The sequence below is a fragment of the Synechococcus sp. Tobar12-5m-g genome (assembly GCF_024345415.1).
In the GTDB taxonomy this organism is placed as follows: domain Bacteria; phylum Cyanobacteriota; class Cyanobacteriia; order PCC-6307; family Cyanobiaceae; genus Regnicoccus.
In genome coordinates, this window is record NZ_JAGQBB010000003.1 from 57,281 (window position 1) to 82,352 (window position 25,072).

Annotated in this window: 27 protein-coding genes; 16 read left to right on the forward strand and 11 right to left on the reverse strand. The window is 66.1% G+C overall.

Annotated features, from left to right (window positions below; translation table 11 throughout):
- Positions 1 to 55: 55 nt before the first annotated feature.
- Both KBY66_RS03210 and KBY66_RS03215 read left to right on the forward strand, forming a co-directional pair.
- On the forward strand, positions 56 to 457 hold the full coding sequence (locus KBY66_RS03210; protein ID WP_255087712.1) for a hypothetical protein: 402 nt from the start codon (positions 56 to 58) through the stop codon (positions 455 to 457).
- A gap of 421 nt (positions 458 to 878) precedes the next feature.
- Positions 879 to 1,448, forward strand: coding sequence for a tyrosine-type recombinase/integrase (locus KBY66_RS03215; RefSeq protein ID WP_255087713.1), 570 nt, complete (start codon positions 879 to 881; stop codon positions 1,446 to 1,448).
- Positions 1,449 to 1,873: 425 nt separating this feature from the next.
- On the opposite strand, the gene KBY66_RS03220 is transcribed toward KBY66_RS03215, so the two are convergent.
- The 7 genes from KBY66_RS03220 to KBY66_RS03250 form a co-directional block, all read right to left on the reverse strand.
- Positions 1,874 to 2,362 (reverse strand): hypothetical protein, encoded by a 489-nt coding sequence (locus KBY66_RS03220; protein ID WP_255087714.1) that lies wholly within the window; start codon positions 2,360 to 2,362, stop codon positions 1,874 to 1,876.
- Between the two features lie 170 nt (positions 2,363 to 2,532).
- Positions 2,533 to 5,121, reverse strand: coding sequence for a phage/plasmid primase, P4 family (locus KBY66_RS03225; RefSeq protein ID WP_255087715.1), 2,589 nt, complete (start codon positions 5,119 to 5,121; stop codon positions 2,533 to 2,535).
- A complete protein-coding gene (locus KBY66_RS03230) occupies positions 5,118 to 6,707 on the reverse strand; it encodes an ATP-dependent RecD-like DNA helicase (protein ID WP_255087716.1) in 1,590 nt (529 codons plus the stop codon). The genes KBY66_RS03225 and KBY66_RS03230 overlap by 4 nt, the downstream gene beginning before the upstream one ends.
- Positions 6,708 to 6,710: 3 nt before the next feature.
- On the reverse strand, positions 6,711 to 6,968 hold the full coding sequence (locus KBY66_RS03235; RefSeq protein ID WP_255087717.1) for a hypothetical protein: 258 nt from the start codon (positions 6,966 to 6,968) through the stop codon (positions 6,711 to 6,713).
- A gap of 539 nt (positions 6,969 to 7,507) precedes the next feature.
- Positions 7,508 to 7,789 (reverse strand): hypothetical protein, encoded by a 282-nt coding sequence (locus KBY66_RS03240; RefSeq protein WP_255087718.1) that lies wholly within the window; start codon positions 7,787 to 7,789, stop codon positions 7,508 to 7,510.
- A 17-nt stretch (positions 7,790 to 7,806) separates the two neighbouring features.
- Positions 7,807 to 9,690: a recombinase zinc beta ribbon domain-containing protein gene (locus KBY66_RS03245; protein WP_255087719.1), complete on the reverse strand. Its 1,884-nt coding sequence runs from the start codon at positions 9,688 to 9,690 to the stop codon at positions 7,807 to 7,809.
- Positions 9,691 to 9,829: 139 nt separating this feature from the next.
- Positions 9,830 to 10,339, reverse strand: a complete 510-nt coding sequence (locus KBY66_RS03250) for a hypothetical protein (protein ID WP_255087720.1) — start codon at positions 10,337 to 10,339, stop codon at positions 9,830 to 9,832.
- Positions 10,340 to 10,951: 612 nt separating this feature from the next.
- Between KBY66_RS03250 and KBY66_RS03255 the strand changes: the two genes are divergently transcribed.
- Positions 10,952 to 11,173 carry a hypothetical protein gene (locus tag KBY66_RS03255; protein WP_255087721.1) on the forward strand — a complete coding sequence of 74 codons (222 nt, stop codon included), beginning with the start codon at positions 10,952 to 10,954 and terminating at the stop codon, positions 11,171 to 11,173.
- 151 nt (positions 11,174 to 11,324) lie between these two features.
- Here KBY66_RS03255 and KBY66_RS03260 read toward each other — a convergent pair whose 3' ends face one another.
- On the reverse strand, positions 11,325 to 12,074 hold the full coding sequence (locus tag KBY66_RS03260) for a DUF4143 domain-containing protein (protein WP_255087722.1): 750 nt from the start codon (positions 12,072 to 12,074) through the stop codon (positions 11,325 to 11,327).
- Between the two features lie 12 nt (positions 12,075 to 12,086).
- Positions 12,087 to 12,419 carry an AAA family ATPase gene (locus KBY66_RS03265; RefSeq protein WP_255087723.1) on the reverse strand — a complete coding sequence of 111 codons (333 nt, stop codon included), beginning with the start codon at positions 12,417 to 12,419 and terminating at the stop codon, positions 12,087 to 12,089.
- A gap of 231 nt (positions 12,420 to 12,650) precedes the next feature.
- Between KBY66_RS03265 and KBY66_RS03270 the strand changes: the two genes are divergently transcribed.
- Both KBY66_RS03270 and KBY66_RS03275 read left to right on the forward strand, forming a co-directional pair.
- A complete protein-coding gene (locus KBY66_RS03270) occupies positions 12,651 to 12,917 on the forward strand; it encodes a type II toxin-antitoxin system VapB family antitoxin (RefSeq protein WP_255087724.1) in 267 nt (88 codons plus the stop codon).
- Positions 12,844 to 13,254: a type II toxin-antitoxin system VapC family toxin gene (locus KBY66_RS03275; RefSeq protein WP_255087826.1), complete on the forward strand. Its 411-nt coding sequence runs from the start codon at positions 12,844 to 12,846 to the stop codon at positions 13,252 to 13,254. The genes KBY66_RS03270 and KBY66_RS03275 overlap by 74 nt, the downstream gene beginning before the upstream one ends.
- On the opposite strand, the gene KBY66_RS15675 is transcribed toward KBY66_RS03275, so the two are convergent.
- A complete protein-coding gene (locus tag KBY66_RS15675; RefSeq protein ID WP_315855473.1) occupies positions 13,228 to 13,608 on the reverse strand; it encodes a Uma2 family endonuclease in 381 nt (126 codons plus the stop codon). The two genes, KBY66_RS03275 and KBY66_RS15675, sit on opposite strands and share 27 nt — an antisense overlap.
- A gap of 118 nt (positions 13,609 to 13,726) precedes the next feature.
- On the opposite strand from KBY66_RS15675, the gene KBY66_RS03285 reads away from it, so the two are divergent.
- Positions 13,727 to 13,855: a hypothetical protein gene (locus KBY66_RS03285; RefSeq protein ID WP_255087725.1), complete on the forward strand. Its 129-nt coding sequence runs from the start codon at positions 13,727 to 13,729 to the stop codon at positions 13,853 to 13,855.
- A gap of 9 nt (positions 13,856 to 13,864) precedes the next feature.
- Here KBY66_RS03285 and lepA read toward each other — a convergent pair whose 3' ends face one another.
- Positions 13,865 to 15,673, reverse strand: a complete 1,809-nt coding sequence (gene lepA / locus KBY66_RS03290; RefSeq protein WP_255087726.1) for a translation elongation factor 4 — start codon at positions 15,671 to 15,673, stop codon at positions 13,865 to 13,867.
- Positions 15,674 to 15,754: 81 nt separating this feature from the next.
- Between lepA and KBY66_RS03295 the strand changes: the two genes are divergently transcribed.
- From KBY66_RS03295 to rsmI, 10 genes are all read left to right on the forward strand, one after another.
- Positions 15,755 to 16,891, forward strand: coding sequence for a glycerol dehydrogenase (locus KBY66_RS03295; protein ID WP_255087727.1), 1,137 nt, complete (start codon positions 15,755 to 15,757; stop codon positions 16,889 to 16,891).
- 77 nt (positions 16,892 to 16,968) lie between these two features.
- Positions 16,969 to 17,370, forward strand: coding sequence for a type II toxin-antitoxin system Phd/YefM family antitoxin (locus KBY66_RS03300; RefSeq protein WP_255087821.1), 402 nt, complete (start codon positions 16,969 to 16,971; stop codon positions 17,368 to 17,370).
- Positions 17,371 to 17,380: 10 nt separating this feature from the next.
- On the forward strand, positions 17,381 to 17,788 hold the full coding sequence (locus KBY66_RS03305) for a type II toxin-antitoxin system VapC family toxin (RefSeq protein WP_255087728.1): 408 nt from the start codon (positions 17,381 to 17,383) through the stop codon (positions 17,786 to 17,788).
- A gap of 51 nt (positions 17,789 to 17,839) precedes the next feature.
- The gene (locus KBY66_RS03310; protein ID WP_255087729.1) at positions 17,840 to 18,121 is read left to right on the forward strand and encodes a NifU family protein; all 282 of its coding nucleotides are present in this window, start codon (positions 17,840 to 17,842) and stop codon (positions 18,119 to 18,121) included.
- A 49-nt stretch (positions 18,122 to 18,170) separates the two neighbouring features.
- Positions 18,171 to 19,463: a serine--tRNA ligase gene (gene serS / locus KBY66_RS03315; RefSeq protein WP_255087730.1), complete on the forward strand. Its 1,293-nt coding sequence runs from the start codon at positions 18,171 to 18,173 to the stop codon at positions 19,461 to 19,463.
- Positions 19,464 to 19,780: 317 nt separating this feature from the next.
- Positions 19,781 to 20,869 (forward strand): RIP metalloprotease RseP, encoded by a 1,089-nt coding sequence (rseP, locus tag KBY66_RS03320; protein ID WP_255087731.1) that lies wholly within the window; start codon positions 19,781 to 19,783, stop codon positions 20,867 to 20,869.
- A gap of 1 nt (position 20,870) precedes the next feature.
- Entirely contained in the window at positions 20,871 to 21,533 is a 663-nt protein-coding gene (nth, locus tag KBY66_RS03325) for an endonuclease III (protein ID WP_255087732.1), read from the forward strand.
- Positions 21,534 to 21,566: 33 nt separating this feature from the next.
- Positions 21,567 to 21,869 carry a 30S ribosomal protein S14 gene (gene rpsN, locus KBY66_RS03330; RefSeq protein WP_071800145.1) on the forward strand — a complete coding sequence of 101 codons (303 nt, stop codon included), beginning with the start codon at positions 21,567 to 21,569 and terminating at the stop codon, positions 21,867 to 21,869.
- 198 nt (positions 21,870 to 22,067) lie between these two features.
- On the forward strand, positions 22,068 to 24,188 hold the full coding sequence (locus KBY66_RS03335; protein WP_255087733.1) for a polyribonucleotide nucleotidyltransferase: 2,121 nt from the start codon (positions 22,068 to 22,070) through the stop codon (positions 24,186 to 24,188).
- A complete protein-coding gene (gene rsmI / locus KBY66_RS03340; protein ID WP_255087734.1) occupies positions 24,160 to 25,032 on the forward strand; it encodes a 16S rRNA (cytidine(1402)-2'-O)-methyltransferase in 873 nt (290 codons plus the stop codon). Before KBY66_RS03335 ends, rsmI begins: the two co-directional genes overlap by 29 nt.
- Positions 25,033 to 25,072 lie beyond the last annotated feature (40 nt).

A 25,072-nucleotide genomic window follows, 5' to 3' on the forward strand; every position in this document is an offset into this window, starting at 1 on the left:
ACGCTGCAGGGAAGGAGCTTCCATCCATTGGCCGGTCGCCCTAAGTTTTGACACCATGAGACACGCGATCTTCACTGGTGCCCTGGTGGCGGCCACTTCGATGATGCCAGCTATCGCCACTGGGTTTTCGGACCTTGCCACCTGCTTTACAGCCGACATGGCGACTGGGAAGAAGATCCGCGAGCTGGGCGAATGCCGCATTAGCGCGCGCGGGAGCTGGGGCAGCGGTGACGGACTGAACCTGTCGATCAATGGCCGTGTCATCATCGACGCTGATACCCCTGGGCGCAATTCTCCTGATTTCGGCAAGCGGGGCACGCTGGTCAATGGCCAACCTGGTGAGCTTGATTTCAGCATGGGGCAATTCGTAGAAGGCGGCCCCACCATGTATTGCGCCTACAGATATACCGATGCGTTCGCCTACTGTGCACTACCTTACAACCACGGAACCCGATAACGGAACCACCTATCACGGACTGATGCAGATAGCCCAACCGCCCCTGACCTGGGAACTCTGAGCTGGCCATACAAGACACCGACCCGAGAGCTGTCCGCCTGGCTGAGCTTCGAGTCCAGCTGAACAAGGTCGGCAGCGAGGTTCGAGGGCTGGCGCCTGGGAGCCCGGAGCAGCTGGAGGTCCTGGACGCTTTGAACCGATCCTGGGCTCCGTGATGGCCCTTGAGGAGGAGCTGAGCGAGGGCAGAGAGCTGCCGGGCTGTCCGCCGACGCTTCAGACGATTCTCAACTGCTGAGCTTGCTGCGAATCAATAAGGTCGTCAATAGCCCGAAAGATGGCCTGTTCCGGCTGTCCCCTTCCTGCGCCTCAGTGGTTGCTCTTCTCAGGAAAGAGCAACTGATCCAAACGAGTCGAACACCCCATGAAGACCTGCCGCCACGGCGCCGCCGCCGTACTTTCCGAAGATCAGCTAGACGCCCTACTGGAGTCGGCCCCATCGCCTCGATACCGCGCCCTGTGGGCCGTCCAACGCTGGAGTGCCGCCCGCATCGGGGAGGCCCTGGCCCTGACCTGGGCTGATCTCAACGCCGCGGTCACCTTCCGCAGGGCCACCACCAAGACCAAGGTCACCAAACAGATCCCGACCTCGCCCCGACTGACTGCTGAGATGGCCACCTACCGGGAGGTCTGGGCGATAGAGCACGGCCACGCGCCTGCGCCCGGTGAGTGCCTGTTCCCGGCGATGGGCAGCACCACTCAGCACCAGAGCCGCCAAGCCGCCGACAAGGCCCTGCGCTCCACCTGCGCCCTGCTGGGCCTGGTGGGGGTGAGTACCCATTCCTTCCGCCGCTCCCTGGCCACCGCCGCCGTGCGCCGGGGTGTGCCCCTGCATGTGGTTCAGCAGATCACTGGCCACAAGTCCTTGGCCAGCCTGGGCTATTACCTCGAAGCGGATGCCGCCGAAGTGCTGGCGGCGATCGATGGGGTCTGATCCCACCATGGCGGCCGCCCTGGGCCCTTCTCAGGTGGCGCGGACCCTGCGTCGCATGGGCCTGGCCTGGTGAAGCCCTCCCGCCCCTGCAACAGTCCCGGCAGAATTACCGCGTTGCGTGACGCCTTGAGGATGGTTCTCACCCCGGCGGAACGCCAGCGCCTACGCCGTGCTCGGGTGAGAGCTGGCCTGACCATGCAGGTGTGCACCAGCTGCGGCGCCCGGTTGCTTCTGGATCGACGTGTCCGCGCTGATCGGCAGGGTGACTCGTTGTGCTGGTGCTGCTGGTTGAAAACCCCTGCTGGTAGGGCCGACGTTGCGGCGAGAAGGAGAAGGGCCAGGCTCGCCAGTCCCGAGAAGGTGCGGGCCGCCACGCTGGCCAGTGTGCGGAAGGTGCGGGCCGCCAGGGCCCAGGTGGCGAAGGGCTAGGCCACCGCCGGGAGGGCTGCCTTCGGTTTCCGGCCTGACCGCTTAAGGACCGGGAACCGCTCCAGTGCCTCGCTGAAATCCAGGATGGTTTCACCCCGTCGAGCAGCACCACCGACTGAGGCCAGCTCGGGATTCAGCAGGTAGGCCATCTCGCCGGTTCGAGGGTCCGGCAGCCGAGCGAGGAAACCCAGCCGTCGCAATCGCACGACCGAGCGCACCAAATGCCCCCGCGTCATGCCCAGCCGCTGGGCCAGGGTGGCGGGGTCGGCGGCGATCCTGCCGGTGGGGAAGGGCATCGCCTCCACCAAGGCGAGCAGCACCACCAGATCGAGGGGGGTCAGCGCCTTATCCCTGGCATGGTCCAGCAGGGGGGCGAGCTGGGCCGCCCACAGCATGGTGAAGCGTTCGCCGTGCCGGTCACTGCTGCCCAGCGCCAGGAGCCGGTGGGCCCCCTTGGGATGAGCGTGGCCGGTGGTGTCGTTCATTGGATGGCCTTGGAATCTCCATCAAGGACTCTTGATGCATTTAAGCCATCCGGGCCTGGGGCGCCAGATACCCGTCTCACCATCGCCACCACCTATCCACCCATGGACAGGCCCCACGGAACACCAGGGGGCCCCAGCTGCAGTGGGTGGCTGAGCCTGCCCCGAGCGAATCACTGCCCCTCCTGCTCGAACAGGTCCGGCTGGTCCTCCTGCTCGGCCTCGATGAGCTCCTGCACGATCTCTGCCACACGCTGGCGGGGCACGGCACCACCGAGGTGGTCGTAGGCCGCATCACGGGCTCCCGGGTGGCACGGGGCGAGCTTGAGCTGCTCCAAGGCGTGCTCCACGTGTTCGCGGCTGGTTTGGAGGCCCGCAGGTGGTGGGTCAGCAGGTGCGATCGGGGCCACCGACGCCCGAGAGGGGGCGCTCAACCCCTCGGCAGTTTCGGCAGTTTCTACCCACTCTCGGTTCCCTGGTGTTTTTTGAATGCCATTACTAGGGGGGGAGGAGTAGGGCAAAACTGCCGAAACTGCCGACCGACCCGGCAGATCGCTTTCTCCAACTGGGTTTTGCTCTCGGCAGTTTTGGGAGTTTGAAACTGCCGAGGGTCCGCTCGGGGGCGCCTGACTCGCCGCCGCTCCCTTGGAGATGCCGACGCTCGGCAGTTTCGGGGGGTCGTGCTCGGCAGTTTCGGAGTTGCTGGGAAGCAGGTTCCAGCGCAGGACATCGCCGGCAGGCTTGAAAAGTTCCACCTCCGCGTTGTGGACCCGGGCATTGAACTTCTGTTTGCCCAACACCCGGGCGTTCTTGTTGCCCTGCTCCTCCTGTGACCACTCCACAAACTGCTGGTACAGGGTGGCCCTGGTGATGCAGCGCATGGACCGATCGCCCGGCCTGGTGCGTTCGGAGAGGAACAGGGCCACCTTGTCGCTGGCCAGGCGGAACTGTTCCGCCGCCGCCTCATCGCAGGGCAGTGGCCGCCCCCGGTGCTTGCGGGCCATCAGCGCCTCGGTGAGCCGCCGCATGATGCCGGGGAGCTCCTGAGCCATCCGGTCCTCGATCCCTGGATCTTCCTTGCCGATGAAGCTGTTGGCGAAGTTGAAGACTGCGGATCGGGCCAGGTAGGCCTTGCTCGATTCGCTGACGGCTGGGATCGAGTTGGCGGAGAACACCAACATCGCCATATTCTCCAGGTCAAAGCCGTCCTTCCCCTTGTATTCGGCGTGGATCGGATCACCGCCGGTGAGGCACTTGAGGATGGAAAGGTCGCCCAGGTCGTCAGAGCTGAGATCGGCGAAGGCGTTGAGCACCTTCCCGAACAGCCGTGCAGGAGCAAACCGCCCCTCTCCAGTGCCCTTGGCTGACAGGGAGTGGAGGCTGACGCAGCTGGAGAGCACCGGCCCGGCCAGGGCCCGCAGAAGCCGGAGGAAGGTGGATTTCCCCGACTTGCTAGGCCCCCACAGGAAGACCATCCAACTCGGGTAGGTGCTCTGGTCCAGCATTTGGCTGCAGTACTCGAGCAGTGCCGGCCCCTGTCCTGGGAGCTGTTCCTCAAGCCAGCGATCGAAGGTGGGACATGCAGCCTTTGGGTCCCAGTTGAAGGGCCACTGGATCAGCGTCAGATGCTTCGGTGTGTGTGGGTGCAGGATCCCCGTCATAGGGTCGAGTAGGCCATTCCTGAAGTTGATCCGAAGGCAGGACTGCTTCAGGGGGATCTCTTGGCCAGAGGTCTTGAGATCCACCAGGCCGAAGCTGTGCACGGTGTTGAAATGCTCCTGCTTGAAGTAGTCGCCCAGCACTTGCCCCACTTCACGCTCAAAGCAGCGGCTCTTGCCGTTGAGGTAGACGCCTTCGCGGTAGACAGCGATCGACTGATCGCCAGCCATTGCGAGGTGATGTTCCTGCTGCAGGTACTCCCAGAGCGTCTGGGTGCGCAGGTTCCCCTCAGGGCTGAAGAAGCCGCTGCCGTCTTTGGCTGGACGCCGCGGCCCCTTGCCGGGCAGAGGCTTGGCATCCTCGATCAACTTGTGAAGCACCCTCGGGCGGCGGTCCTGTGGGATGCGGCCCAGCAGATCGTCCATCCCATCCTTCCCGCCACCGGGGATCTCCAGGAACCGAACCGACTTCGCCAGGCACACCGTCAACAGGTGTTCCTTCAACCGCTTCGCCGCTGAATAGACGTTGTAGTTGGTGGTCACATCGGCGTCGAAGCCAGCGAGCACTTCACGCCCTTCGAGCGCCAGGTGCTCCAGGTCGCGGCTGGGTCTGCTGTCCCCCTGCTTGTCCTTCTCCAACCAGCCGTAGCAGCCGGCGATGCCGCACGGAACGGCGATCGGGTTGTCCTCGGAGATGTTGCTGGCGGTGGCCAGGAGTTGCTTGGTGCCCTCGACGAGGAGAAGGGGGATACGTGGATCTCTCTGGTGCTGCTCGAAGCCCGGGGCGATTCCGACCCGCCCACCAGAACCCTTTGGGAACAGGTATTTGATGGGCTTGCCGTCCTCCCCGAGAGGTGGGCTGTCGGGCCGCAGCTGTCGCGTGACGATGCCAGAAGCGGATGTCCAGGTGAAGCAGTAGCTGGGCACTGCCTTCCTCCCCCAGGTGGTGAACTCCGGCGGCAAATCGGCGATGGTCTCGATGCGGGTGATCCCCTTCACCCGGCGGTCGTCGATCGCGCAGCTGCTCAGCCAATCCTTCTGCTCCTCGGTGAGGGGTTGGCCGTAGTGGGCGGCTGCGCTGGTGCTGGTGTTGGTGTTGCTCATGCCGCCATCTCCACGACGCCGGCCTCGTTGGCTTTGGCCTCCCGTTCGGCCACCACATGCAGGGCCAGGGCCGCTCTTGTGATGCCCACGTAAGCGAGCTGATTGAGCGCCTCAGCGTCTTTGTTCCGGTCCACATCGGGATGCAGGAACACCCGCTCGAAGGTGGAGCCCTGGGCTTTGTGGACCGTCATGGCCCAGACCGGACTGATCCCCCCGAAGGCGTCCCTCCGGCGCCAGTACATGCCCCAGAGCACCTTTGCGCCCGCCTCGTTCCCGGCCTCCTTCTCCACCCTGGCCGCTGCGGCGATGGTGTTGTTTGCCTTGCGCCAGCTCTGCAGATGGTCCTGGCAGAGCACCCGAAAGGAGATGCGCCGCCCCCAGGTGCCGGAGACGTGAGCCTCGATCTCCCACCACTGCCACGCCGGGAGCAGCTCTCCGGCTTTGGTCTTGCGCTTGCCCAGCAGCGCCTCGCGCACCTCGGTACGTTCGTCGCCGTCGATGGCTCCCCAGTCCGGGGTGACGCTGACCAGCCTCATCTCGCAGGTGGAGCCGACCAGCGGCGCCCCGCCGGGCCCGACAATCACCCCGCTGGAAACGACCGGCTGCCCAGGAACCCATGGCGGTGCGGACGGACCGCAGATGGCACGGTGCAGCAGCTGGTTGAGCTTGTCGGCCGCGACGTTCGTCCAGCACAGAACCCGAACCGCGTCGATGTCCTCGTTGTGGGCGGCGATGCGAACTTGTCGGACAACTTCCCGCCGCCAGGAGCCGAGGTTCTCATGGGCCACCACATCGCTGTGGTCCCCATGGCGCGAGATGAACGCAGGTCGGCCGCTGGCCAACTTGCGGGTGGCCGTCGCCAACTCCAGGATCGGCCCGGCATGGCGCACGACCTGGGAGAGGTGCGCGTGGATCGGGGCCTTGAACAGGGGGCAGGGCGTGGGGTCCTCCACCGGCGGTAACTGGGCCGGATCCCCGATGGCCACCAGGGCGGCAGCCTGCGGCATGGCAGCCTCCAGCTGGCCGGCCAGCGCAGCGGAAACCATCGAGATTTCATCCAGCACCACCAGGGCGGTGTCGTCCCCGATCAAGCGGGTGGCGTTGGGATCTGGCTGGAAAGTCTCCACGCCTTCATCACGAACCGGGCGCAGGCCCAGCGCGGAGTGCAAGGTGGTGACCTTCACCTGGTCGAGCCCGTAGCCGACCAGGGCCCGCTCCAGTTGGCGGGCAGCCTTGTGGGTCGGGGCGGCGATCACCACGGCCGGCGGCTTTTCCCATTTCCCCCATCGGTCGCGTTCGCCCAGGGCGCCGGCGATGGTCAGGGCCTGGGCGATCAACCGTGCTGTGAGGAAGGTCTTACCGGTGCCGGCAAACCCGGTGAGCACGCCGCGGGCGCCTGACACCTCCCCCCGGAAGATCGGGGCAAGCTGATCGAACGCCTGCTGCTGGTCAGTGGTGAGCTGCACCTCCTGCTGACCTGCCGCCGCTGGCAGAATGTGGCGGGAGCCAACAAACCCGTTTCGGCCGTGGGCCGAGGTAGTGCCCGGGGTCGTCACGCCCTGGGCATTGCTGTTTGTGGGAGCCATCAATCAGCCCTCCCCCGCGAGGGTGGGAGTCGCCGCTGCTCGAAGTGAGCGATGCGGCTTGCTTCTGATCTGCTGGCCAGCTGAAATCAGCTGGTCTGGAATGTCGGAACCGATCTGATCGGCGGCGACGGTGGATGCGTAGTGTTCGACGCCACGCCGTAACAGCGCGGCAATGCTGATGCCCAGCTCTGCAGCCAGACGGTCAATGAGTTGCGAGTAAGTCGGCGGGCATCGGAAGGCCACAAGAGTGGTCACGTTCAACCCACCTGTTGCTGATCCCTTCAAGGGTCTGCTCCAGGATTTTTGTTTGGTTGAACGTGTCCCTTTCGGTGTACCCCTGCCGCACGGTCGGAGGGGCCGAAGGCGGGGCCTAACCAGGATTCCCGCTTGGTTGTAAGTTTACTTAACAGCGGTAGCGTGTCAAGAGTTCGCGCACCCCACCAGTGGTGGTATCCATTTCGGCTCCGGCTCCAGCTGTTGACCCGCTGGACCTTTTTCCCCGCGACCCAATCGGGGATCGGATCAGAGCCTGGGCGGCTGGCGATCGGCGCTGGCCTTCAGAGAAAGAAGGGGATCCCGATCTCTTCCACGTGGGACCCAGGTTGCCTGGCAAGCGTGAAGAGGATGACTCCCTGAGGCTGGAGGGGTACCTCGGCACATCGAAGAAACCCGCCGCCAGCGAGAGCGAACGCAAGGCCCAGCTGGCAGCAGCCAGGGCCTCCCGGAGCATCACCAGGACCAGCATCCGGGTCTACGGAAATGAAACCAAATGGCTGGGCGGTATCGCTGACACCCTCTGTTCATTTGATGGGCTCCGCGACATTACGGGCCAGTTCTGTGATGGGGCGATTGTCTGCCTCACCGCTGGCGAACAGCAGCGGCTGAGAGGCCTCCTTCATCAGGCGATGGAGGATATGGACATAGGCCTGGGCCTCCCGCAGCCGGAAGCGGAAGTTCTCACGATCGAACAACTCAAGGGCCGTCGATTTCAGGAAGTCTTTGTAGCTCCAGAGATAAACCCCGAGTCCACTGAGCTGGGGGGGGTGTTGCGGGTGTTCGGTGCCGCCCGTGTTGGTCTGCACCTGGTGCGCTGGGAACCTCAGCCCTGAGCTGCTCGCTCCAGCAGCACCGCCACCAGCCTTTCCTGCAGCCCCTCGATCTGCTCGGCGGCGATCCCATCGAGGCGGCCCTGGGCCCGGTAGTCGTCGAGCAGCTCGACCACAACCCTGTGGGCTCGCACCTGAGCGGTGGCGTCGATCCAGTCCTCCCCCTGCATCCGTGCGACTGCGACTTCGACGGCTGGCCCCACTTCCCCTGTTGACCGGAGCCAGATCAGGGTGGCCCCCTCATCGGTCACCTGCTGAGCCAGCGGGTCAACCAGTGCCAGACCACGGGCCAGACCACGGGAAAGGGGGGCGAGGGGTTCCGCACCAACCAGGCGGCCTTCCACCAGCATCTCGATCATCCGGTCGCCACCATCGGCCGGCTTGGGCTGAACCCTGAACTCGATCGAGCGGGAAAGGATCCAGCGGTTGAAGCTCAGCCGCTCGGCCGGTGTGGCGGTGCCGATCGAACCCCAAAGCTCCCGCACCCTGCCGTGGATCGCGGCCGCGGCCTCCTGGGCGCTGGGGCGTGACCGGGCCACCGCCAGGCGCTGCTGAGCTTCGGCCAACTGCTCTTCGGCCAGCGCCAGTTCGGAGCGGAGCCTGGCCAACGACCTCTCCACCGTGGCCTGCCGTTCCTCGCTGGCGTTCTCCAGCCACAAGCCCTCAGCGCGGTGCTCGGCCTGCTCCAGCTGGGCCTGCAGCCGGTCCCGTTCTCCCCCCAGCTGCTCTGCGGCTTGCTCCAGTTCGTGGCGGTCCTGGTCGTCCTCGGGCCGGTGCAACAGGGCCTCCCAATCGGCTGAGGAAAGCCGGGTCAGGCAGTGGGTCTCGAGTTGGTCGTAGAGGATCGTCCCGGTGTTACTGCAGGTCCCTGCACCACGCCGCGCCGCACGGCAGGACAAATAGCCGGGATGGCCAGCACGGGCACGTTTCGAAGCAGCGGCGTAGGAGATCGGCCCACCGCATAGCGCGCACCTGATCGCCCCTTGAAACAGGTTGTGGCATTGCGAGGACAGACCGCGCAGCCGGCCCTTCATTCGATCCCGTTGCTGAACGCTGGCCCGCAGCGCCTGGTGCTCGGCATCGGTGATCACTGCCGGGTAGTAGCCAGGCAGGTCCGGGGCTCCCTTCCGTTGCAGGGTGCCGGTCAAGCTGGGGTGGGCCAGGAGTTGGCTGAAGATGCCCGCTGTCCATTCCGGTGCGGTCTTTCCTCCGTACTGGTTCCTAGCCCGCCAGGTCGGCGGCGGTATGAAGCCTTCCTCGGTGAGCCGCCTGGAGATCAGCACCATCCCTTGGCCAGCAGTAGCGAGCGCCACGGCGCGGCGAATGCTCCGGGTGTGGTCCGGGTCCAGCACCAGGGTTCCGTCTTCACCCCGCAGCAGGCGGCCGGTGCCGGGATCCCTCGCCAGCCACCAAGGGGCGCGGCCATCGGTGCGGATCCCCTCGTCCTGTGAACGCCTGGCCCTGGCCGCGGCCCCCTTCGAGCGGCGGGAACGCTCCAGCCATTCGGCCCGGGCCTGGCCGATCGCACCAAGTACGGCGTGCAGCCGGTGATCTTCACGAGCGATCAGCTCCTCATCGAGGATCACCCCGTCGGTGCAGAAGCTGATCGCCAGTCCGGCGCCCCAAACATCGTTCAGCAAGGTGCGCAACGTGGTGGTGGCAATCTCCCTGGAGAACCTGCTCATTGACTCCACCACCAAGCAGCCCCCCGAGGGCACGGCACCACTCCGGCCACCCTCAATGAACCGGGCCAGGGCGCCGCGTGTTCGGTTCCTGCCGCGGCCAGCACTCACGCCGGCATCGACCAGGGCCTCGCGCAGTTCGTAGTCGGGGTGGTCAGCCAGCCAGCGGGCCAGGGCGGCCTCTTGGCGCTCCATGCCCGACCGGTCCGATCCAGCCTGCCTGGCCGTGGAGGTTCGGCAGTAGCTCCAGGCAAGGGGCATTCGGGCTGGACACCTTCTTGATCTCCAACTTACTCGCGCTATCCTTAAGTCACCATGGTGATCTCGGTGAGGTTCATCGGCCCAGGCTCCGCACACCCTGCACCTGGGTCGGCCGGGCCGGATCCAGCCGCAGGGCGAACAGCCCCTGCTGGCGGCTGGCCGATCCCCCCCCCTCCAGAGCCAGCCTGAGCTCGCCAGTGGCCGGCTGCCACGACAGCAGCCGGTAGCGGCTGCCACCCAGTTGGGCGTTGGTAAGCGTGGCGAGGCCGGCGCCGGGCCCACAACCCGTGGTCGGCCAGGCGGCCGAGGCGGTGGACAGCAGGCAGCGGTAGGGGCCGTTGAACTGGGCGGCCACCTGCTGGGCGGCCGAGGCCAGGGCATCGTCGGCCTGGCGCTGGCGCAATTCCGCCGCGTGAAGGTGGGTGCCGTGCAGGGCGGCCGTCTGCACCGACAGGCTGCTGAGCAGCAGTACCAGCCCCACCCCGAACGAGAGGGGCAGAAAGAAGCCCGCCTCTGCAACAGAGGCGTTGGCGGAGGTGCTGTTGGCGGCGGTGGTTTTGAACAAAGCGTGGCGCGATGCCATCGGCAGCCTCCTGGACGGGTCACCGCTTCAGGGTTCCCGCGCCCTGGCCAGCTGTCACCAGGTGGGCAGCCGAGCAAGCCCAAAGAAACAATTTTTTGCATAGGCTCGCCACCTATCACTGCTAGTATATCTGTACTATAATTCAATTCGAGCGAATTGCTCCCCTTGGCGTGAATCTCAAAGCACCGTTTCCGCCAGTGACGGCCCTGCCGTTCTCCCTCCCGGTCACTCCATTGGAATCCCCCAGCCCTTCGGGCTCGGCTCCATCGCTGCCGGCATGGCGCTCGTTCTTGTCGAAGCTCAACTGGCGACCCGCTTCCAACTCCAGCCCACCCCTATCCACCGACGGCAGCTGAGCGCCCTGCTCGCCCTGCTGGAAGAGTTCGGCGGTTGAACACCCCGGCAAGGGCTGGGCGGGTTTCCCCACTGCCAGGTTGGATTCCGCCAGGACTGGTCAGGGCCAAGAATCTGAAAGCCTATTGGAAACTACAAATGATGAGAGATTTCTCAAGAATCTCTCGATCAATGCGTGCGTGAATTCGGCTCCTGCTGATCAGCTCAAGACCTTTCCAGGCCTGGATCCTGGCCAACCAGGCGGGCTTCTCCCTGGCGATGGCCCTTTTCATGATCCTCACCGTGATCCTCGGCTTGGTGGTCCTGGCCAGCCGCACCACCCTCGGCAAGCTCAGTGCCGCTTTCCAGGGTGAAAGCCTCGAAGCCCGTGAATCCTCCGAAGCCGGCCTGGCCACGGTAATCAGCACCCTCAACCAGGAACAGAACCGCAAGCTGCTGTTGTCCAACGTAGCGCTCAACTGCATAGTTAAAATTGCGTAGGCGACGGCGTTGACAACAGGCAGTTCAGTTCCGGATCAAGGGCACCTCGAACACGTCAAAAAATCCACAAAGACCACCAAGGCCATAAAGTAGACATAGTGGATCTAAGCGAGTCCTATCTGCGTCCCATGTCAGACTGGCTGATGGTGGGCTATTCTTTGAGGTGACAACTAAGGCGGTGAACAATGGCATCACCCTGCGGGATGCCAACGCCGCCAACCCGATGACCCGCAACGGCATCTCCAGCAAAACCCGCATCATCTTGATCAACTGATCGGCAGCGGGGCTTGCGGATCGAGACCCCTGCAAAGAGTCGCCGCAGGGAAGGCAGAGAATCCCATCGATCCGCAGGGGTTCCGGGCCCTGATGCAGCACGGCCACCGTGGCTTTCGGATAGTCGGACTGGAAGGCCTTCAGATCGCCGGGGTGCACCTGGCGATTGCGCTTCACCTCCGGGGCTGCGAAGGTGTCGGAGCCATGCACCACGAAATCCACCTCCCGGCCCGCCTTGGTGCGCCAGAAAAAGTGGATCGTCGCTGTCCCGGTAGGCGATCCAGCCCCGCAGGTGCTGGGCCACCAATCCCTCCAGCGCCATCCCCTCGATCTCCGCCGGGGCATCCAGCAGACCTGCCGGCTTCGGCGAGCGGAACGCGCCGGTATCGACATAGAAGAACTTCTCATGGGCCACCAGTTGGCGCTTGGCTCGCCGGCAGAACACCGGCACCCGAAAGACCAGCAGCAGATCCCCCAGGATGCCCAGGTAACTCTCCACCGTTTTCCTGCCCACCTGGCACTCCCGGGCCACAGCCGAAAGGTTGATGGTGGAGCCATGCGAGAAGCTGATCGCCTCAAGAAACCTCGCGAAGTAGCCCAGATCCCGCACCAGGGCCTCGGCCTGCACCTCCTCCCGGAGCTAGAGCGAGGCATGGGCCCGCAGAGTCTTCTCCGCCTCAGCGGCTTCCCACACCAAGGGCACCAGGACGATGCGCAGAGCGCGCTCCAGGCTGAACTCGTTCCCCAGTTCCGACGCCAGAAACGGATGCATCGATGCCGCCACCAGCCGCCCGGCCAGCAGGTTCCAGCTGCCCCGGCGCAGTTTGCGGGCGCTGGATCCGGACAGCACGAAGCGAAGCCCGGGTTGCTCCTCCACCAGGGCATGCCCCACATCCAGCAGCGCCGGCACCTTCTGCACCTCACCGATCACCACCGTGGTGATGCCGGGTTCAGCCGCCAGCCGCTCCCGCAACCGTTCAGGCCGTGCCGTGAACCGGGCGCACCCAGGCTGACTTGCCAGTGTCGGGGGCCCAAACAGGAAGAAACTCTCGGCTGGTTCCCGCAAGAAATCGCCTGATCGCTGCCAAATCCGCCGCCTTTATGGAGTTTGTGGTTCCAATTCTGCCGGTCGGGCGGCAACAACAATAAAGCCGCATCAAACGATGCCAGAGTTGATGCGCAACGAGGCAAGTCCCCGTCAGGCATGCGCACCACCGTCCCCCTCGACGACGAACTCCTGAGCAAGGCCCGGCAGCTCAGTGGAATCAGCGAGCGCACGCTGTTGATTCGCGAGTCACTCAAAGCCTTCGTCCAACGCGAAAGGGCCAGCCGCCTTGCCCCCTGGCCGGTTCCGAGCCCAGGCTCGATGCCATCCCACGCAGCCGGGGCGAACCGATTTGATCCTGGTCGATACGTCGATCTGGATCGATTACCTGCGTGGCGCCAGCAGGGAGCTGACCACTCACCTTGAAGCAGGTCAGGTCGCCATCCATCCCTGGGTGATCGGGGAGCTGGCCTGCGGCACCCTTGAAAATCGGCAGACCGTGCTCAGCCTGATGGGCACAATGCCCACCGTGGTGATGGCTGACCATCAGGACATGTTGACCCTGATCGACACCCACCAACCTATTGGGAGGGGAATCGACTACGTCGACGCCCACCTGATCGCCTCAGCCCTGCTGAACCACTCCATGTTCTGGACCGGGGCCAAACCCTGCGCAGCGTGGCGATCGATCTGGGCCTGGCCTAGGGATTCCTCTTCAGCTCGTTGGCAGAGCCGGCTACGGAGCGATCAGCCAGCGCAGTAATCGGCTGAGCGTGGCCGCCAGCTTCGGGTTCCAGTCAGGCAGGCTCTCCCATTTGCTGATGGCGGTGGCATGGAGAAGACCCTGCTCGCTCTGCAGTCTGCCCTGCTCAAAACTCCCAGAGCGGGGCCAGATCCAGCGCCAGGCCCGCGAACAGTTCGCCGCCCTCCAGGGTTTCTGCGTCGGCGAGGCGCTCGGGTGTGGCCGCTCCAGCGCGCCATTGCGGGCGCCTGTTTCGCTGCCGGTGGGGGTCATGGCGATCAGTTGGCCATCAGCCGTGAGTTCGAACACCGCATCGGGATTGGCCTGGCAAACCAACTCGAACTGATCGGCGTTGAGCCGCAACTCCCAGGGCAACTGCAGCGTCTGCAGGACTGGCGATGGGCCCTGAGCCTGAGCTGCCAGCGTTATGGACCAACCGCCAGGTGAATTCAAGGGTACTGAAATCACTCAGGCGTCAGCCCCGAGGATCGCGATGGCCGCTGAACCCGGCAACTGGGTGCTGGCGCCGGACCTGGTGCTGGTGGAGCTGCTGAAAGCGGGTTCGAAACGCCTGCGGCCAGACCTGCCGGCCGCGATCAATCTGGCCAGCTTCAAGGGTTGAGCTTCAGGGCTACTGGTTGAGCTTCAGCACCGCCATGAAGGCCTCCTGGGGCACGTCCACCCGGCCCATCGCCTTCATGCGTTTCTTTCCCTTGGCCTGTTTCTGCAGCAGTTTCTTCTTGCGGGAGATGTCACCGCCGTAGCACTTGGCCAGCACATCCTTACGGATCGCGCTGATGCTTTCCGACGCAATGATGCGGCTGCCGATCGAGGCCTGGATCGGGATCTTGAACTGCTGGCGCGGAATCAGTTCCTTGAGCTTCTCCACCAGCCCCTTGCCCACGTTGTAGGCCTTGTCGCGATGCACGATCGTTGTGAGCGGATCGGCCTTCTCGGCGTTGATCAGCACATCGAGGCGCACCAGTTCGTTCTTGCGATAGCCGATCAGGCTGTATTCCATCGAGGCGTAGCCCTTGGTGCGACTCTTCATCTGATCGAAGAAATCGGTCACCACCTCGGCCAGGGGCATCTCGTAGTGCAACGTCACCCGATCGGTGGTGATGTACTTCATGTCGATGAACTCGCCCCGCCGCTCCTGGCACAGCTCCATCAAGGTGCCGTTGTAGATGTTGGGGGTGTAGATCTCCAGCTTCACATAGGGCTCCTCGATCGATTCGCGCTTCTGTGGATCGGGCAGTGTGGCCGGATTGTCCACCATCAAGGTGCTGCCGTCGATCATGTTCACCTGATAGATCACCGAAGGCGCCGTGACGATCAGGTCGAGGTTGTACTCCCGCTCCAGCCGCTCCTGCACGATCTCCATGTGCAAGAGGCCAAGGAAGCCGCAGCGGAAGCCGAAGCCCATGGCGCTGCTGGTTTCCGGCTCGTATTTCAGGGCCGCATCGGAGAGCTGTAACTTGTCGAGCGCTTCACGCAGATCCGGATACTGATCGGCGTCGGTGGGGAAGAGGCCGCAGAACACCATCGGCTTGGCCTCGGCATAGCCCGGCAGGGGCTCGTCCGCCGGATTGGCCAGCAGGGTGATCGTGTCGCCGACGCGGGCATCGGCCACCGCCTTGATCGAGGCCGCCAGATAGCCCACCTCGCCGGCATGGAGACTCTCCACCTGGCGCTGGTCGGGCGCCATCACGCCCACTTCGTCGAGTTCGTAGCTGGTTTTGCTGGCCATCAGCAGCACCTTGTCCTTCCTGGCGATCGAGCCACTGATCACCCGGAAATACACGATCACGCCGCGGTAGGCGTCGTAGTAGGAGTCGAAGATCAGGGCCCGCAGGGGTTCATCCACCCGATCGGCCGGCGGCGGTACCCGGTCCACCACAGCCTGCAGTATCTCAGGCACCCCCAGGCCGGTCTTGGCGGAACAATCGATCGCCTTGGAGGTATCGAGTCCGATGATCGATTCAATCTCCTCCTTGATGCGCTCCGGATCGGCGCCAGGCAGGTCGATCTTGTTGAGCACCGGAATGATCTCCAGCTCGTTCTCAAGCGCCAGATACACATTAGCCAGCGTCTGCGCCTCCACCCCCTGGCTGGCATCCACCACCAGCAGCGCCCCTTCGCAGGCCTGCAGGCTGCGGCTCACCTCGTAGGAGAAATCCACGTGCCCGGGCGTGTCGATCAGGTTGAGGATGTAACGCTCCCCGTCGGCGGCGGTGTATTCCATCCGGGCGGCCTGCAGCTTGATCGTGATGCCCCGCTCCCGCTCCAGTTCCATGTTGTCGAGGAACTGGGCCTGCATGTCCCGCGCCGCCACCGTGCCGGTTTCCTGCAGCAAGCGATCCGCCAGGGTCGATTTGCCGTGGTCGATGTGGGCAATGATGCAGAAGTTGCGGATCCGCTGGACGGGAACGTCGGTCATGCGGTGGTTGATTCCCGGCTTGGGCGCAGTGAACTCAAGCCTGAGATCCTAGGGAGCCATCAACGCCGCTCTACTCCCGCCATGGCCTGGACCGATCGGGTGATCTGCATGCATCACCGTCCTCTGGCCGTCTTCGCCAGCCCGGGGCGCTATGTGCAGGGACCCGGCGCCACCTGGGAACTCGGTCGGGAGCTGGAGCGGCTGGGCCTGGAGGGGCCCATTCTGTTCATCGCCGCCGGCACCGCCAGGCGTGAACTACAACCGATCTGGGAGGAGGTGCTGCCCCCGGTCGGGCTGTGGCCGACGGTGATCGCCTTCGGTGGCGAATGCAGTGTCGCGGAAATCGACCGGCTCGTCGCCGCCGGCTCGGGGCAACCGTTCTGTGCCGTGGTGGGGGCCGGCGGCGGCAAGACCTCAGACACCGTCCGTGCCGTAGCTGATCAGCTCCAGCTGCCGGCGGTGATCACACCGACACTGGCCAGCACCGATTCACCCTGCAGCGCCCTTTCGGTCGTGTACACCAAGGAGGGCGCGGTCGAGGGGTTCCGCTTCTTCAACCGCCATCCGCTGCTGGTGCTGGTGGACACCGAGGTGGTGGCCCGTGCGCCCAGGCGGCAGCTGGTGTCGGGCATCGGCGATGCCCTGGCCACCTGGTTCGAAGCCCGCACCGTGCGCCAGAGCCACAAAACCAACGCCGTGGGAGGGCTCCCCACCACCACGGGCACCGCCCTGGCCAAACTCTGCTGCGACATCCTTCTGGCCGATGGCCCCGCCGCCTGCGCCGCCGTGGACGCCCAGGTCACCTCGCCGGCACTTGAGCGGCTGGTGGAGGCCAACAACCTGCTCTCCGGCCTGGGATTCGAAAGCGGAGGCCTCGCCGTCGCCCATGCCGTGCACAACGGCATCAGCGAACTGCCAGGCAGCCATGGCAGCCTGCACGGCGAGAAGGTGGCGTTCGGCCTCCACACCCAGCTGGTGTTGGAGGGCCAGCCCCAGAGCGAAGTGATGGAAATCCTGCGCTACTGCCGTGCCGTGGGTTTGCCGACGACGCTGGCCGAGGTGGGCATCGATGCGGATGACGAGAACCAGGTGCGCACCATTGCCACCCGCAGCGTGATCCCCGGTGAGACCAGCCACAATGAACCTTTTGCCGTGACGGCCACCGCCGTAGTCGCCGCCCTCAGAGCAGCGGACCGACTCGGACGAACACTCGCCTGAAGGAAGCCCTGCTGCCCAAAATGGGAGCTTCAGGTCGTGGAGGCTGGCAAGTGCCATGGCCGGAGCGATCACCCTTGGTGACGATTTCGACCTCCCCCTTGGGGAGCTATTCGACGGCCTGGCGGGGTGAGCGCTGGCTCGGCGATGCCCCGCGCCTGCCAGCGGCCCCTGTCCCGCTGGCGATGGATCCGGCCACCATCCCTCGACTTAGCCAGGAGCAAACTAAACTAGCTCCACTCTGGATCAAAGCCATGCAGGTGAACCTTCACGACGCCAAGACCCACCTCTCCCGCTATGTGGCCCAGGCCCTCGACGGCCAGGAGGTGGTGATTGCCAAGGCCGGCCGTCCCCTCGTGCGCCTGGTGCCGGTGGAAACCACTCCAGAAGCCCGGCGCGGTGGATTCCTGCAGGGTTCCGCGGTGGCGCCCATGGATCTCAAGGCCGATTTCGCCGGCGAGATCGACGACCTGTTCGGCTGATCCGGCTGCCGTGACCCGCACCGAACCTCAACCTTTGCTGCTCGACACCCAGATGCTGCTCTGGTGGGCGATCGAACCGAAGCGGCTGCCTGCTGCCGCGTTGAGCCTGCTGGCAGATCCGGCCCAACCGCTGGTGCTCAGCGTGGTGAGCCTGTGGGAGGTGGCCTTCAAATCCTCCCTCGGGCGTGCCGATTTCCAGGTGGAGGCTGCCGCCCTGCGGCTGGGCCTGCTTGGTCAGGGATTCCGCGAACTGCCAGTGCGCGCCGAACACGCGCTGGCCGTTCAGCACCTGCCCTGGATCCACCGCGATCCTTTCGACCGCCTGCTGGTGGTGCAGGCCCGGGTGGAAGGCCTGGGGCTGCTCAGCGCCGATCGCACCCTGGTGGCCTACGGAGAGCACGTGCAAGCCGTGGGCTGATCCGCTGATCAGGCTCCTAAGCTCGCTCCAAGCCCGTTCATGCTCCAACCCATGACCCTCGAAACCTCCACCGCCCCGCTCGCTGCCGAGGCCACCGACCCCCGCGCCCTCACCGTCGAGAACGTCGAGCGGGTGCTTGATGAGCTGCGCCCCTACCTGATGGCCGACGGCGGCAACGTCGAGATCGTCGAGATCGACGGCCCTGTGGTGAAGGTGCGCCTGCAGGGCGCCTGCGGCTCCTGCCCTAGCAGCACCATGACCCTGAAGATGGGCATCGAGCGCAAGTTGCGGGAAGAGATACCCGAAGTGAGCGAAGTGATCCAGGTGCTCTGAGGCCCGGGGGCTCACCCTTAAGCTCCCCACTGACCTTGCCGGTTGGGCCGTGCTGGATCAGCGCCTGGTGCGCGACACCCCTGAGCGGATTGTCGAGGAGCTCGGCCGCCGCGGCCTGAAGCTCGATCTCACCGCCCTGCAGATGGTCGCGCGCCAGGAGCGCGACCTGGAGCAACAGCGCAGCACCCTCCAGGCCGAGGGCAACCGGGTAGGGCGCCAGGTGGGGGAGCTGATCCGCTCCGGCGAAGCGCCCCACAGCCCGGCCATCCAGACCCTGCGCGACCAGGGCAACCGGCTCAAGCAGCAGGTGGGGGTGCTCGAAGAGGAGGAGAAGATCCTCGAAACCCGCCTGCACGACCAGCTCCTCGCCTTCCCCAACCTGCCCTCACCGCTCTGCCCGGAGGGCCGCTCCGAAGCCGACAACGTCGAGCTCCGCCACTGGGGTACCCCGCGGCTGCCCGCGGCAGGCGAGCCTGCCCTTGAGGAGCACTGGCTGATCGCCGAGCGCCTCGGCCTGTTCGACACCGAGCGCTCCGTGCGCATCGCCCAGAGCCGCTTCATCACCCTGCTGGGCCAGGGCGCCCGGCTGGAGCGGGCCCTGATCAGCTTCATGCTCGACCTGCACGGCCGACGCGGCTATCGCGAGGTGATGCCGCCGATCCTGGTGAACACCGCCAGCCTCACCGGCTCCGGCCAGTTGCCCAAGTTCGCCGAGGAGAGCTTCCGCTGCGCCGACGACGACCTCTGGCTCACCCCCACCGCCGAGGTGCCGATCACCTCCCTGCACCGCGACGAGCTGATCCCCGCCGAGCAGTTGCCGCTCAAGTACGCCGCCTACACCCCCTGCTTCCGCCGCGAGGCCGGCTCCTACGGCCGCGACACCCGCGGTCTGATTCGCCTGCACCAGTTCAACAAAGTGGAGCTCTACTGGTTTTGCCACCCCGAGCAATCCGAGGAGGCCCACGCCCAGCTCACCGCCGATGCCGAAGCGGTGCTGCAGGCCCTCGACCTTCCTTACCGGGTGCTCGACATCTGCACCGGCGATCTCGGCTTCTCCGCCGCCCGCACCTTTGACCTGGACGTGTGGATGCCGGGGGCCGGGGCCTACCGAGAGATCTCCAGTTGCAGCACCTGCGGTGATTTCCAGGCGCGGCGCTCCGCCATCCGCCTCAAGGAAGGCAAGAGGACCCGCCTGCTGCACACCCTCAACGGCAGCGGCCTGGCCGTTGGCCGCACCATGGCCGCCCTGCTCGAAACCGGCCAGCAGGGCGATGGCAGCGTGCTGCTCCCGCCGGCGCTGGTGCCGTATTTCGGCACCGATCGGATCGGCCCGGAGCCGTGAGCCCTCCGGCGGCTGAGCGGCTGCGCCGCAAGGCCGCCTCCGGGCTCACGGCTCCGGGCCTCATGGCCGGTGCTGGGGGTGTGACGCGGTTTGGATGCCTGGGGGATGGGGCCTCGGGCGGATTCCCGCCGTCCTCGGCCCGCGAGACTCCAACACCCTCCAAGGCGCCCTGCAGCGAAGGGGGGGTTGGTCTTCCGAAGCCTGGGGTGCCGACGCAGCGCTCCCGCAGGCCGTGTTGCCGCGCCAGCGGCGCAACGGCCGCAGGGAACGCTGCGGCGGCACAACCCCCAGAATGAAAGCCCAATCCCCCGGACTGAATGGGCGTTCTCTCGGCACTGGCGATCCTGGCGATCCTGATCGTGGTGCATGAGGCCGGCCACTTCTTCGCCGCCACCTGGCAGGGCATTCGGGTCAGCGGCTTCTCGATCGGCTTCGGGCCGGTGCTGCTGGAGCGCCAGCGCCGGGGGGTGCAGTTCGCCCTGCGGGCCATCCCGCTCGGCGGCTTCGTGGCCTTCCCTGACGACGACGAAGACAGCGCCATCCCCGCCGATGACCCCGATCTGCTGCGCAACCGTCCGCTCAGCCAGCGGGCCCTGGTGATCGCCGCCGGCGTGCTCGCCAATCTGCTGCTGGCCTGGGCCGTGCTGGTGGCCCAGGGCGCCCTTGTCGGCGTGCCGGCCGGCTTCAGTGCCAGCCCCGGTGTGGTGGTGGCCGCCGTGCAGCCCGGCCAACCCGCCGCCGCCGCCGGCCTGCTGGCCGGGGACAGGATCCTCAGCCTCGGCGGCGTGGAGGTGGCCGGCGGCCAGGCCGCCGTGGCCAATCTGGTCGCCGACATCAAGGCTGCCCCCAGCCGGTCCCTGGCCCTGGTGGCCGCCCGGGGCGACCAGAGGCTCAGCCTCAGCCTCACCCCCGACAACAACAACGGCATCGGCCGCATCGGCGCCCAGTTGCAGCCGAATGGCAGCGAGGCCTTCCGGCCGGCCCGGGGGCCCCTGGAGGTGATCGGCCAGGCCAACCGCGTCTTCGTGCAGCTCACCCGCCGCACGGTCGATGGCTTCGTCGCCCTGGTCACCCGGTTCCGTGAAACGGCCCCCCAGATGTCCGGGCCCGTGAAGATCGTTGAGATGGGAGCCTCCCTGGCCAAAAGCGGCGGCGGCAGCCTCTTTCTGTTCACGGCGCTGATCTCGATCAACCTGGCCGTGATCAACGCCCTGCCGCTGCCCTTGCTGGATGGCGGCCAGTTCCTGTTGCTGCTGATCGAAGGCCTGCGGGGACGCCCCCTGCCCCAGCGCCTCCAACTGGTGTTCATGCAATCGGGCTTCCTGCTGCTGGTCGGCCTCAGCGCCGTGCTGATCGTCAAGGACACCAGCCAGCTCTCGGTGGTGCAGCAACTGCTCGGCCGCTGAGGTGCCCCGTTTCCCAACGGCGCGCCAGCGGGCGCCGCTGATCCTGGAGCGCCTGGGCCAGCTCTACCCCCACGCCACCTGCTCCCTCGACTGGCGCACCCCCTGGGAGCTGCTGGTGGCCACCATGCTCTCGGCCCAGTGCACTGATGAGCGTGTCAACCGGGTGACCCCGGCCCTGTTCGAGCGCTTCTGCGATGCGGCGGCGGCCGCTGCCGTGGACAGTGACGCGGTGGAGCCCTACGTCCGATCCACGGGCTTTTTCCGCAACAAGGCAAAGAACATCGTGGCCTCCTCCCGCCTGCTGGTGGAGCGCCATGGCGGTGCGGTGCCGGCCAGCATGGCGGAGCTCCTGGAGCTGCCCGGCGTCGCCAGGAAAACCGCCAACGTGGTGCTGGCCCACGCCTTCGGCATCAACGCCGGCGTCACCGTTGACACCCACGTGCGCCGCCTCAGCAGCAGGCTTGGCCTCACCAAACAGAGCGAGCCGCGCCGGATCGAACCGGAACTGATGAAGCTGCTGCCCCAGCCGGAATGGGAGAACTTCTCGATCCGGATCATCTTCCACGGCCGGGCCGTCTGCACCGCCCGCAAACCCGCCTGCGCCGGCTGCCCCCTCGCCGACCTCTGCCCCAGCCACCCGGACCACGGCCCAACGGCGCGTTAAGGTGAACGATCACCGCACCAGCACAGCAGCCGCATGGCGAAGAAGTCGATGATCGCGCGCGACGTCAAGCGCAAAAAAATCGTGGCTCGCTTCGCCGTCAAGCGCGCTGCCCTGATGGCCGCCTTCGAAGCCGCCCCCGGTCCGATGGAGCGCCTGGAGGTTCACCGCAAGATCCAGGGCCTGCCCCGCAACAGCGCCGCCAACCGGGTGCGCAACCGCTGCTGGGCAACCGGCAAGCCCCGCGGTTACTACCGGGATTTCGGCCTATGCCGCAACCAGCTGCGGGAGATGGCCCACAAGGGTCTGCTCCCCGGCGTCACCAAATCCAGCTGGTAGAAGCTGGACCTTCAACTCACAGCAGTTCAAATCAGAGCAGCGAAAAGGGTGGCCACAGCCACCCTTTTTTTGGCCGTCTCCAGCTCCGGCCGAGAACCCCTCCAGGCCGAAGCTCCCGTTGGCTGGGGTTCGCCAGCTAGGGCCTTGGAACCCCGAATGCGACAATCGATACCGACAACAAAACGGACATAAGCAGACGTGCCAGGAAAAACTCAGTTGGTCTCCTTCGATGGTCGGGAGATCCGACTGACCACAGGGTTGTTCGCCCCCCAGGCGGGCGGTGCGGTGTTGGTGGAATGCGGTGACACCTCCGTGCTGGTCACGGCCACCCGCGCCAAGGGCCGGGAAGGCATCGATTTTCTCCCCCTCACCTGCGACTACGAGGAGCGCCTCTACGCCGCAGGGCGCATCCCCGGCAGCTTCTTCCGCCGCGAGGGGCGCCCCCCCGAACGGGCCATCCTCACCACCCGGCTGATCGATAGGCCCCTGCGCCCCCTCTTCCCCGCCTGGCTGCGGGACGACCTCCAGGTGGTCGCCACCACCCTCTCGCTCGATGAGCGGGTGCCCCCCGACGTGCTGGCAGTCACCGGTGCTTCGATCGCCTGCCTGTTGGCCAGGCTTCCTTTCTATGGCCCGATGGCGGCCGTGCGGGTGGGCCTGCTCGGCGACGACTTCGTGCTCAACCCCAGCTACCGCGAGATCGAGCGCAGCGAGCTCGATCTGGTTGTGGCCGGCACCCCGGCCGGCGTGGTGATGGTGGAAGCGGGCGCCAACCAGCTGCCCGAGCAGGACGTGATCGAGGCCATCGACTTCGGCTACGAGGCGGTGGGTGAGCTGATCAAGGCCCAGCAACAACTGCTCGCCGACCTGGGCATCGAGCAGGTGATCCCCGATAACCCCGTCGAAGATCCCACCCTGGCCGATTTCCTCGCCCAGGAATGCTCCGGCGGCATCGGCGAGGTGCTCAAGCAGTTCTCCCAGACCAAGGCCGAACGCGACGGCAAGCTCGATGCCCTCAAGGCCGAGGTGGCCAGCAAGATCGCCGATCTGGCCGACACCGACCCGATCCGTCTGGCCAGCAACGGCAAGGCCCTGGGCAACACCTACAAGGCGCTCACCAAGAAGCTGATGCGGGCCCAGATCCTCAGCGAAGGCAAGCGCGTCGACGGCCGCAACCTCGATGAGGTTCGGCCGATCACCGCCGCCGTGGGGGTTCTGCCCAAGCGGGTGCATGGTTCCGGCCTGTTCCAGCGCGGCCTCACCCAGGTGCTCTCCTGCGCCACCCTCGGCACCCCGAGCGATGCCCAGGAGATGGACGACCTCAACCCGTTGGGCGAGAAAACCTACCTCCACCACTACAACTTCCCGCCCTACTCCGTCGGCGAAACCCGGCCGATGCGCTCCCCCGGCCGCCGCGAAGTCGGCCACGGTGCCCTGGCCGAGCGGGCCCTGATCCCCGTGCTTCCCGCCAAGGAGGGTTTCCCCTATGTGCTTCGGGTCGTCTCGGAGTGCCTTAGCTCCAACGGCTCCACCTCGATGGGCTCGGTCTGCGGCAGCACCCTGGCGCTGATGGATGCCGGCGTGCCGCTCAAGGCACCGGTCAGCGGCGCCGCCATGGGCCTGATCAAGGAGGGCGAGGAGGTGCGCATCCTCACCGACATCCAGGGCATCGAGGACTTCCTCGGCGACATGGACTTCAAGGTGGCCGGCACCGAGAAGGGCATCACCGCCCTGCAGATGGACATGAAGATCGCCGGTCTGGCGGTCAAGACCATCGCCGAGGCCGTCAACCAGGCCAGGCCGGCCCGGCTGCACATCCTCGAGAAAATGCTCGAAGCGATCGACAAGCCCCGCGACACCATGTCGCCCCACGCGCCGCGCCTGCTCAGCTTCCGCATCGACCCCGAGCTGATCGGCACCGTGATCGGTCCCGGCGGCCGCACGATCAAGGGCATCACCGAGCGCACCAACACCAAGATCGACATCGAGGACGGCGGCATCGTCACGATCGCTAGCCACGACGGCGCCGCCGCCGACGAAGCCCAGCGGATCATCGAGGGACTCACCCGTCGGATCAGCGAAGGCGAGCAGTTCAGCGGCACCGTCACCCGGGTGATCCCGATCGGTGCCTTCGTGGAGATTCTGCCCGGCAAGGAGGGGATGATCCACATCTCCCAGCTCTCCGAAGCCCGGGTCGAAAAAGTCGAAGACGTGGTGAAGGTGGGCGATCCGGTCACGGTGCGGGTGCGCGAGATTGACAACCGCGGCCGCATCAACCTCACCCTGCGCGGTGTCCTCCAGGAACCCGTCGCCGTCTGAGCCCGCCGCCGGGGTGCTGTATCTGGTCGGCACCCCGATCGGCAACCGAGGCGATCTCTCCCCCCGGGCCCGCTTCGTCTTGGAGGGGGTCGACCGGATCGCCTGCGAGGACACCCGCCACAGCGGCCAGCTGCTGGCGGGTTTTGCCATTCGCGGCCGGCTGGTCAGCTTCCACCAGCACAACCAGCAGGCCCGGGTGCCGGAACTCGTGGCGGCCCTCGAAGCCGGCGAAAGCCTGGCGGTGATCAGCGACGCCGGCCTGCCCGGCATTTCCGATCCCGGCGAGCTGCTGGTGGCCGCCGTCCGCGCCGCCGGCCTGCCAGTGATCTGCATTCCGGGACCCTGCGCCGTCACCACCGCCCTGGTGAGCAGCGGCCTGCCCTGTGGCCGCTTCTGCTTTGAGGGCTTCCTGCCCGCCAGGTCCGGCCCGCGGCGCCAGGCGTTGCAGGAGCTGGCGGCTGAACCCCGCACCCTGGTGCTGTTCGAAGCGCCGCATCGGCTGGTCGAGCTGCTGGAGGATCTGCTCGATCTGCTCGGAGACCGCCCGCTCCAGGTGGCCCGGGAGCTCACCAAGCGCCATGAAGAGCAGATCGGCCCCACGGTGAGCGCGGCCCTGGAACACTTCCGGCGGGTGCCGCCCCGGGGGGAATGCACATTGGTGCTGGGGGGCGCCCCTGCCCCAGACCTCCCACGCTGGAGCGAGGCCGACCTCAAAAAACAACTGGTTGAGCGGGTGGCGGCGGGCCTCAGCAGCCGCGACGCCGCCCGGCAGTTGGCGGCCGAAACCGGCCTGCCGCGCCGCGATCTCTACGCCCTCCTGCACGAGGGGGAACCACGGCACTAGGCCGAGGGCCAGCGCGAGCCGAACGGAGCGCTATCGAAGC

Bases quoted from the DNA above. Each gene is read 5' to 3' on its own strand.
- KBY66_RS03255 (WP_255087721.1), top strand. From the start codon at position 10,952: ATGGCCCTTTTCATGATCCTCACCGTGATCCTCGGCTTGGTGGTCCTG.
- KBY66_RS03295 (WP_255087727.1), top strand. From the start codon at position 15,755: ATGGCCTGGACCGATCGGGTGATCTGCATGCATCACCGTCCTCTGGCC.
- KBY66_RS03270 (WP_255087724.1), top strand. From the start codon at position 12,651: ATGCGCACCACCGTCCCCCTCGACGACGAACTCCTGAGCAAGGCCCGG.
- KBY66_RS03210 (WP_255087712.1), top strand. From the start codon at position 56: ATGAGACACGCGATCTTCACTGGTGCCCTGGTGGCGGCCACTTCGATG.
- KBY66_RS03250 (WP_255087720.1), bottom strand. From the start codon at position 10,339: ATGGCATCGCGCCACGCTTTGTTCAAAACCACCGCCGCCAACAGCACC.
- KBY66_RS03220 (WP_255087714.1), bottom strand. From the start codon at position 2,362: ATGAACGACACCACCGGCCACGCTCATCCCAAGGGGGCCCACCGGCTC.
- KBY66_RS03215 (WP_255087713.1), top strand. From the start codon at position 879: ATGAAGACCTGCCGCCACGGCGCCGCCGCCGTACTTTCCGAAGATCAG.
- rseP (WP_255087731.1), top strand. From the start codon at position 19,781: ATGGGCGTTCTCTCGGCACTGGCGATCCTGGCGATCCTGATCGTGGTG.
- KBY66_RS03230 (WP_255087716.1), bottom strand. From the start codon at position 6,707: ATGGCTCCCACAAACAGCAATGCCCAGGGCGTGACGACCCCGGGCACT.
- KBY66_RS03245 (WP_255087719.1), bottom strand. From the start codon at position 9,690: ATGGAGCGCCAAGAGGCCGCCCTGGCCCGCTGGCTGGCTGACCACCCC.
- lepA (WP_255087726.1), bottom strand. From the start codon at position 15,673: ATGACCGACGTTCCCGTCCAGCGGATCCGCAACTTCTGCATCATTGCC.
- rpsN (WP_071800145.1), top strand. From the start codon at position 21,567: ATGGCGAAGAAGTCGATGATCGCGCGCGACGTCAAGCGCAAAAAAATC.
- KBY66_RS03310 (WP_255087729.1), top strand. From the start codon at position 17,840: ATGACCCTCGAAACCTCCACCGCCCCGCTCGCTGCCGAGGCCACCGAC.
- KBY66_RS03225 (WP_255087715.1), bottom strand. From the start codon at position 5,121: ATGAGCAACACCAACACCAGCACCAGCGCAGCCGCCCACTACGGCCAA.
- KBY66_RS03285 (WP_255087725.1), top strand. From the start codon at position 13,727: ATGGCCGCTGAACCCGGCAACTGGGTGCTGGCGCCGGACCTGGTGCTG.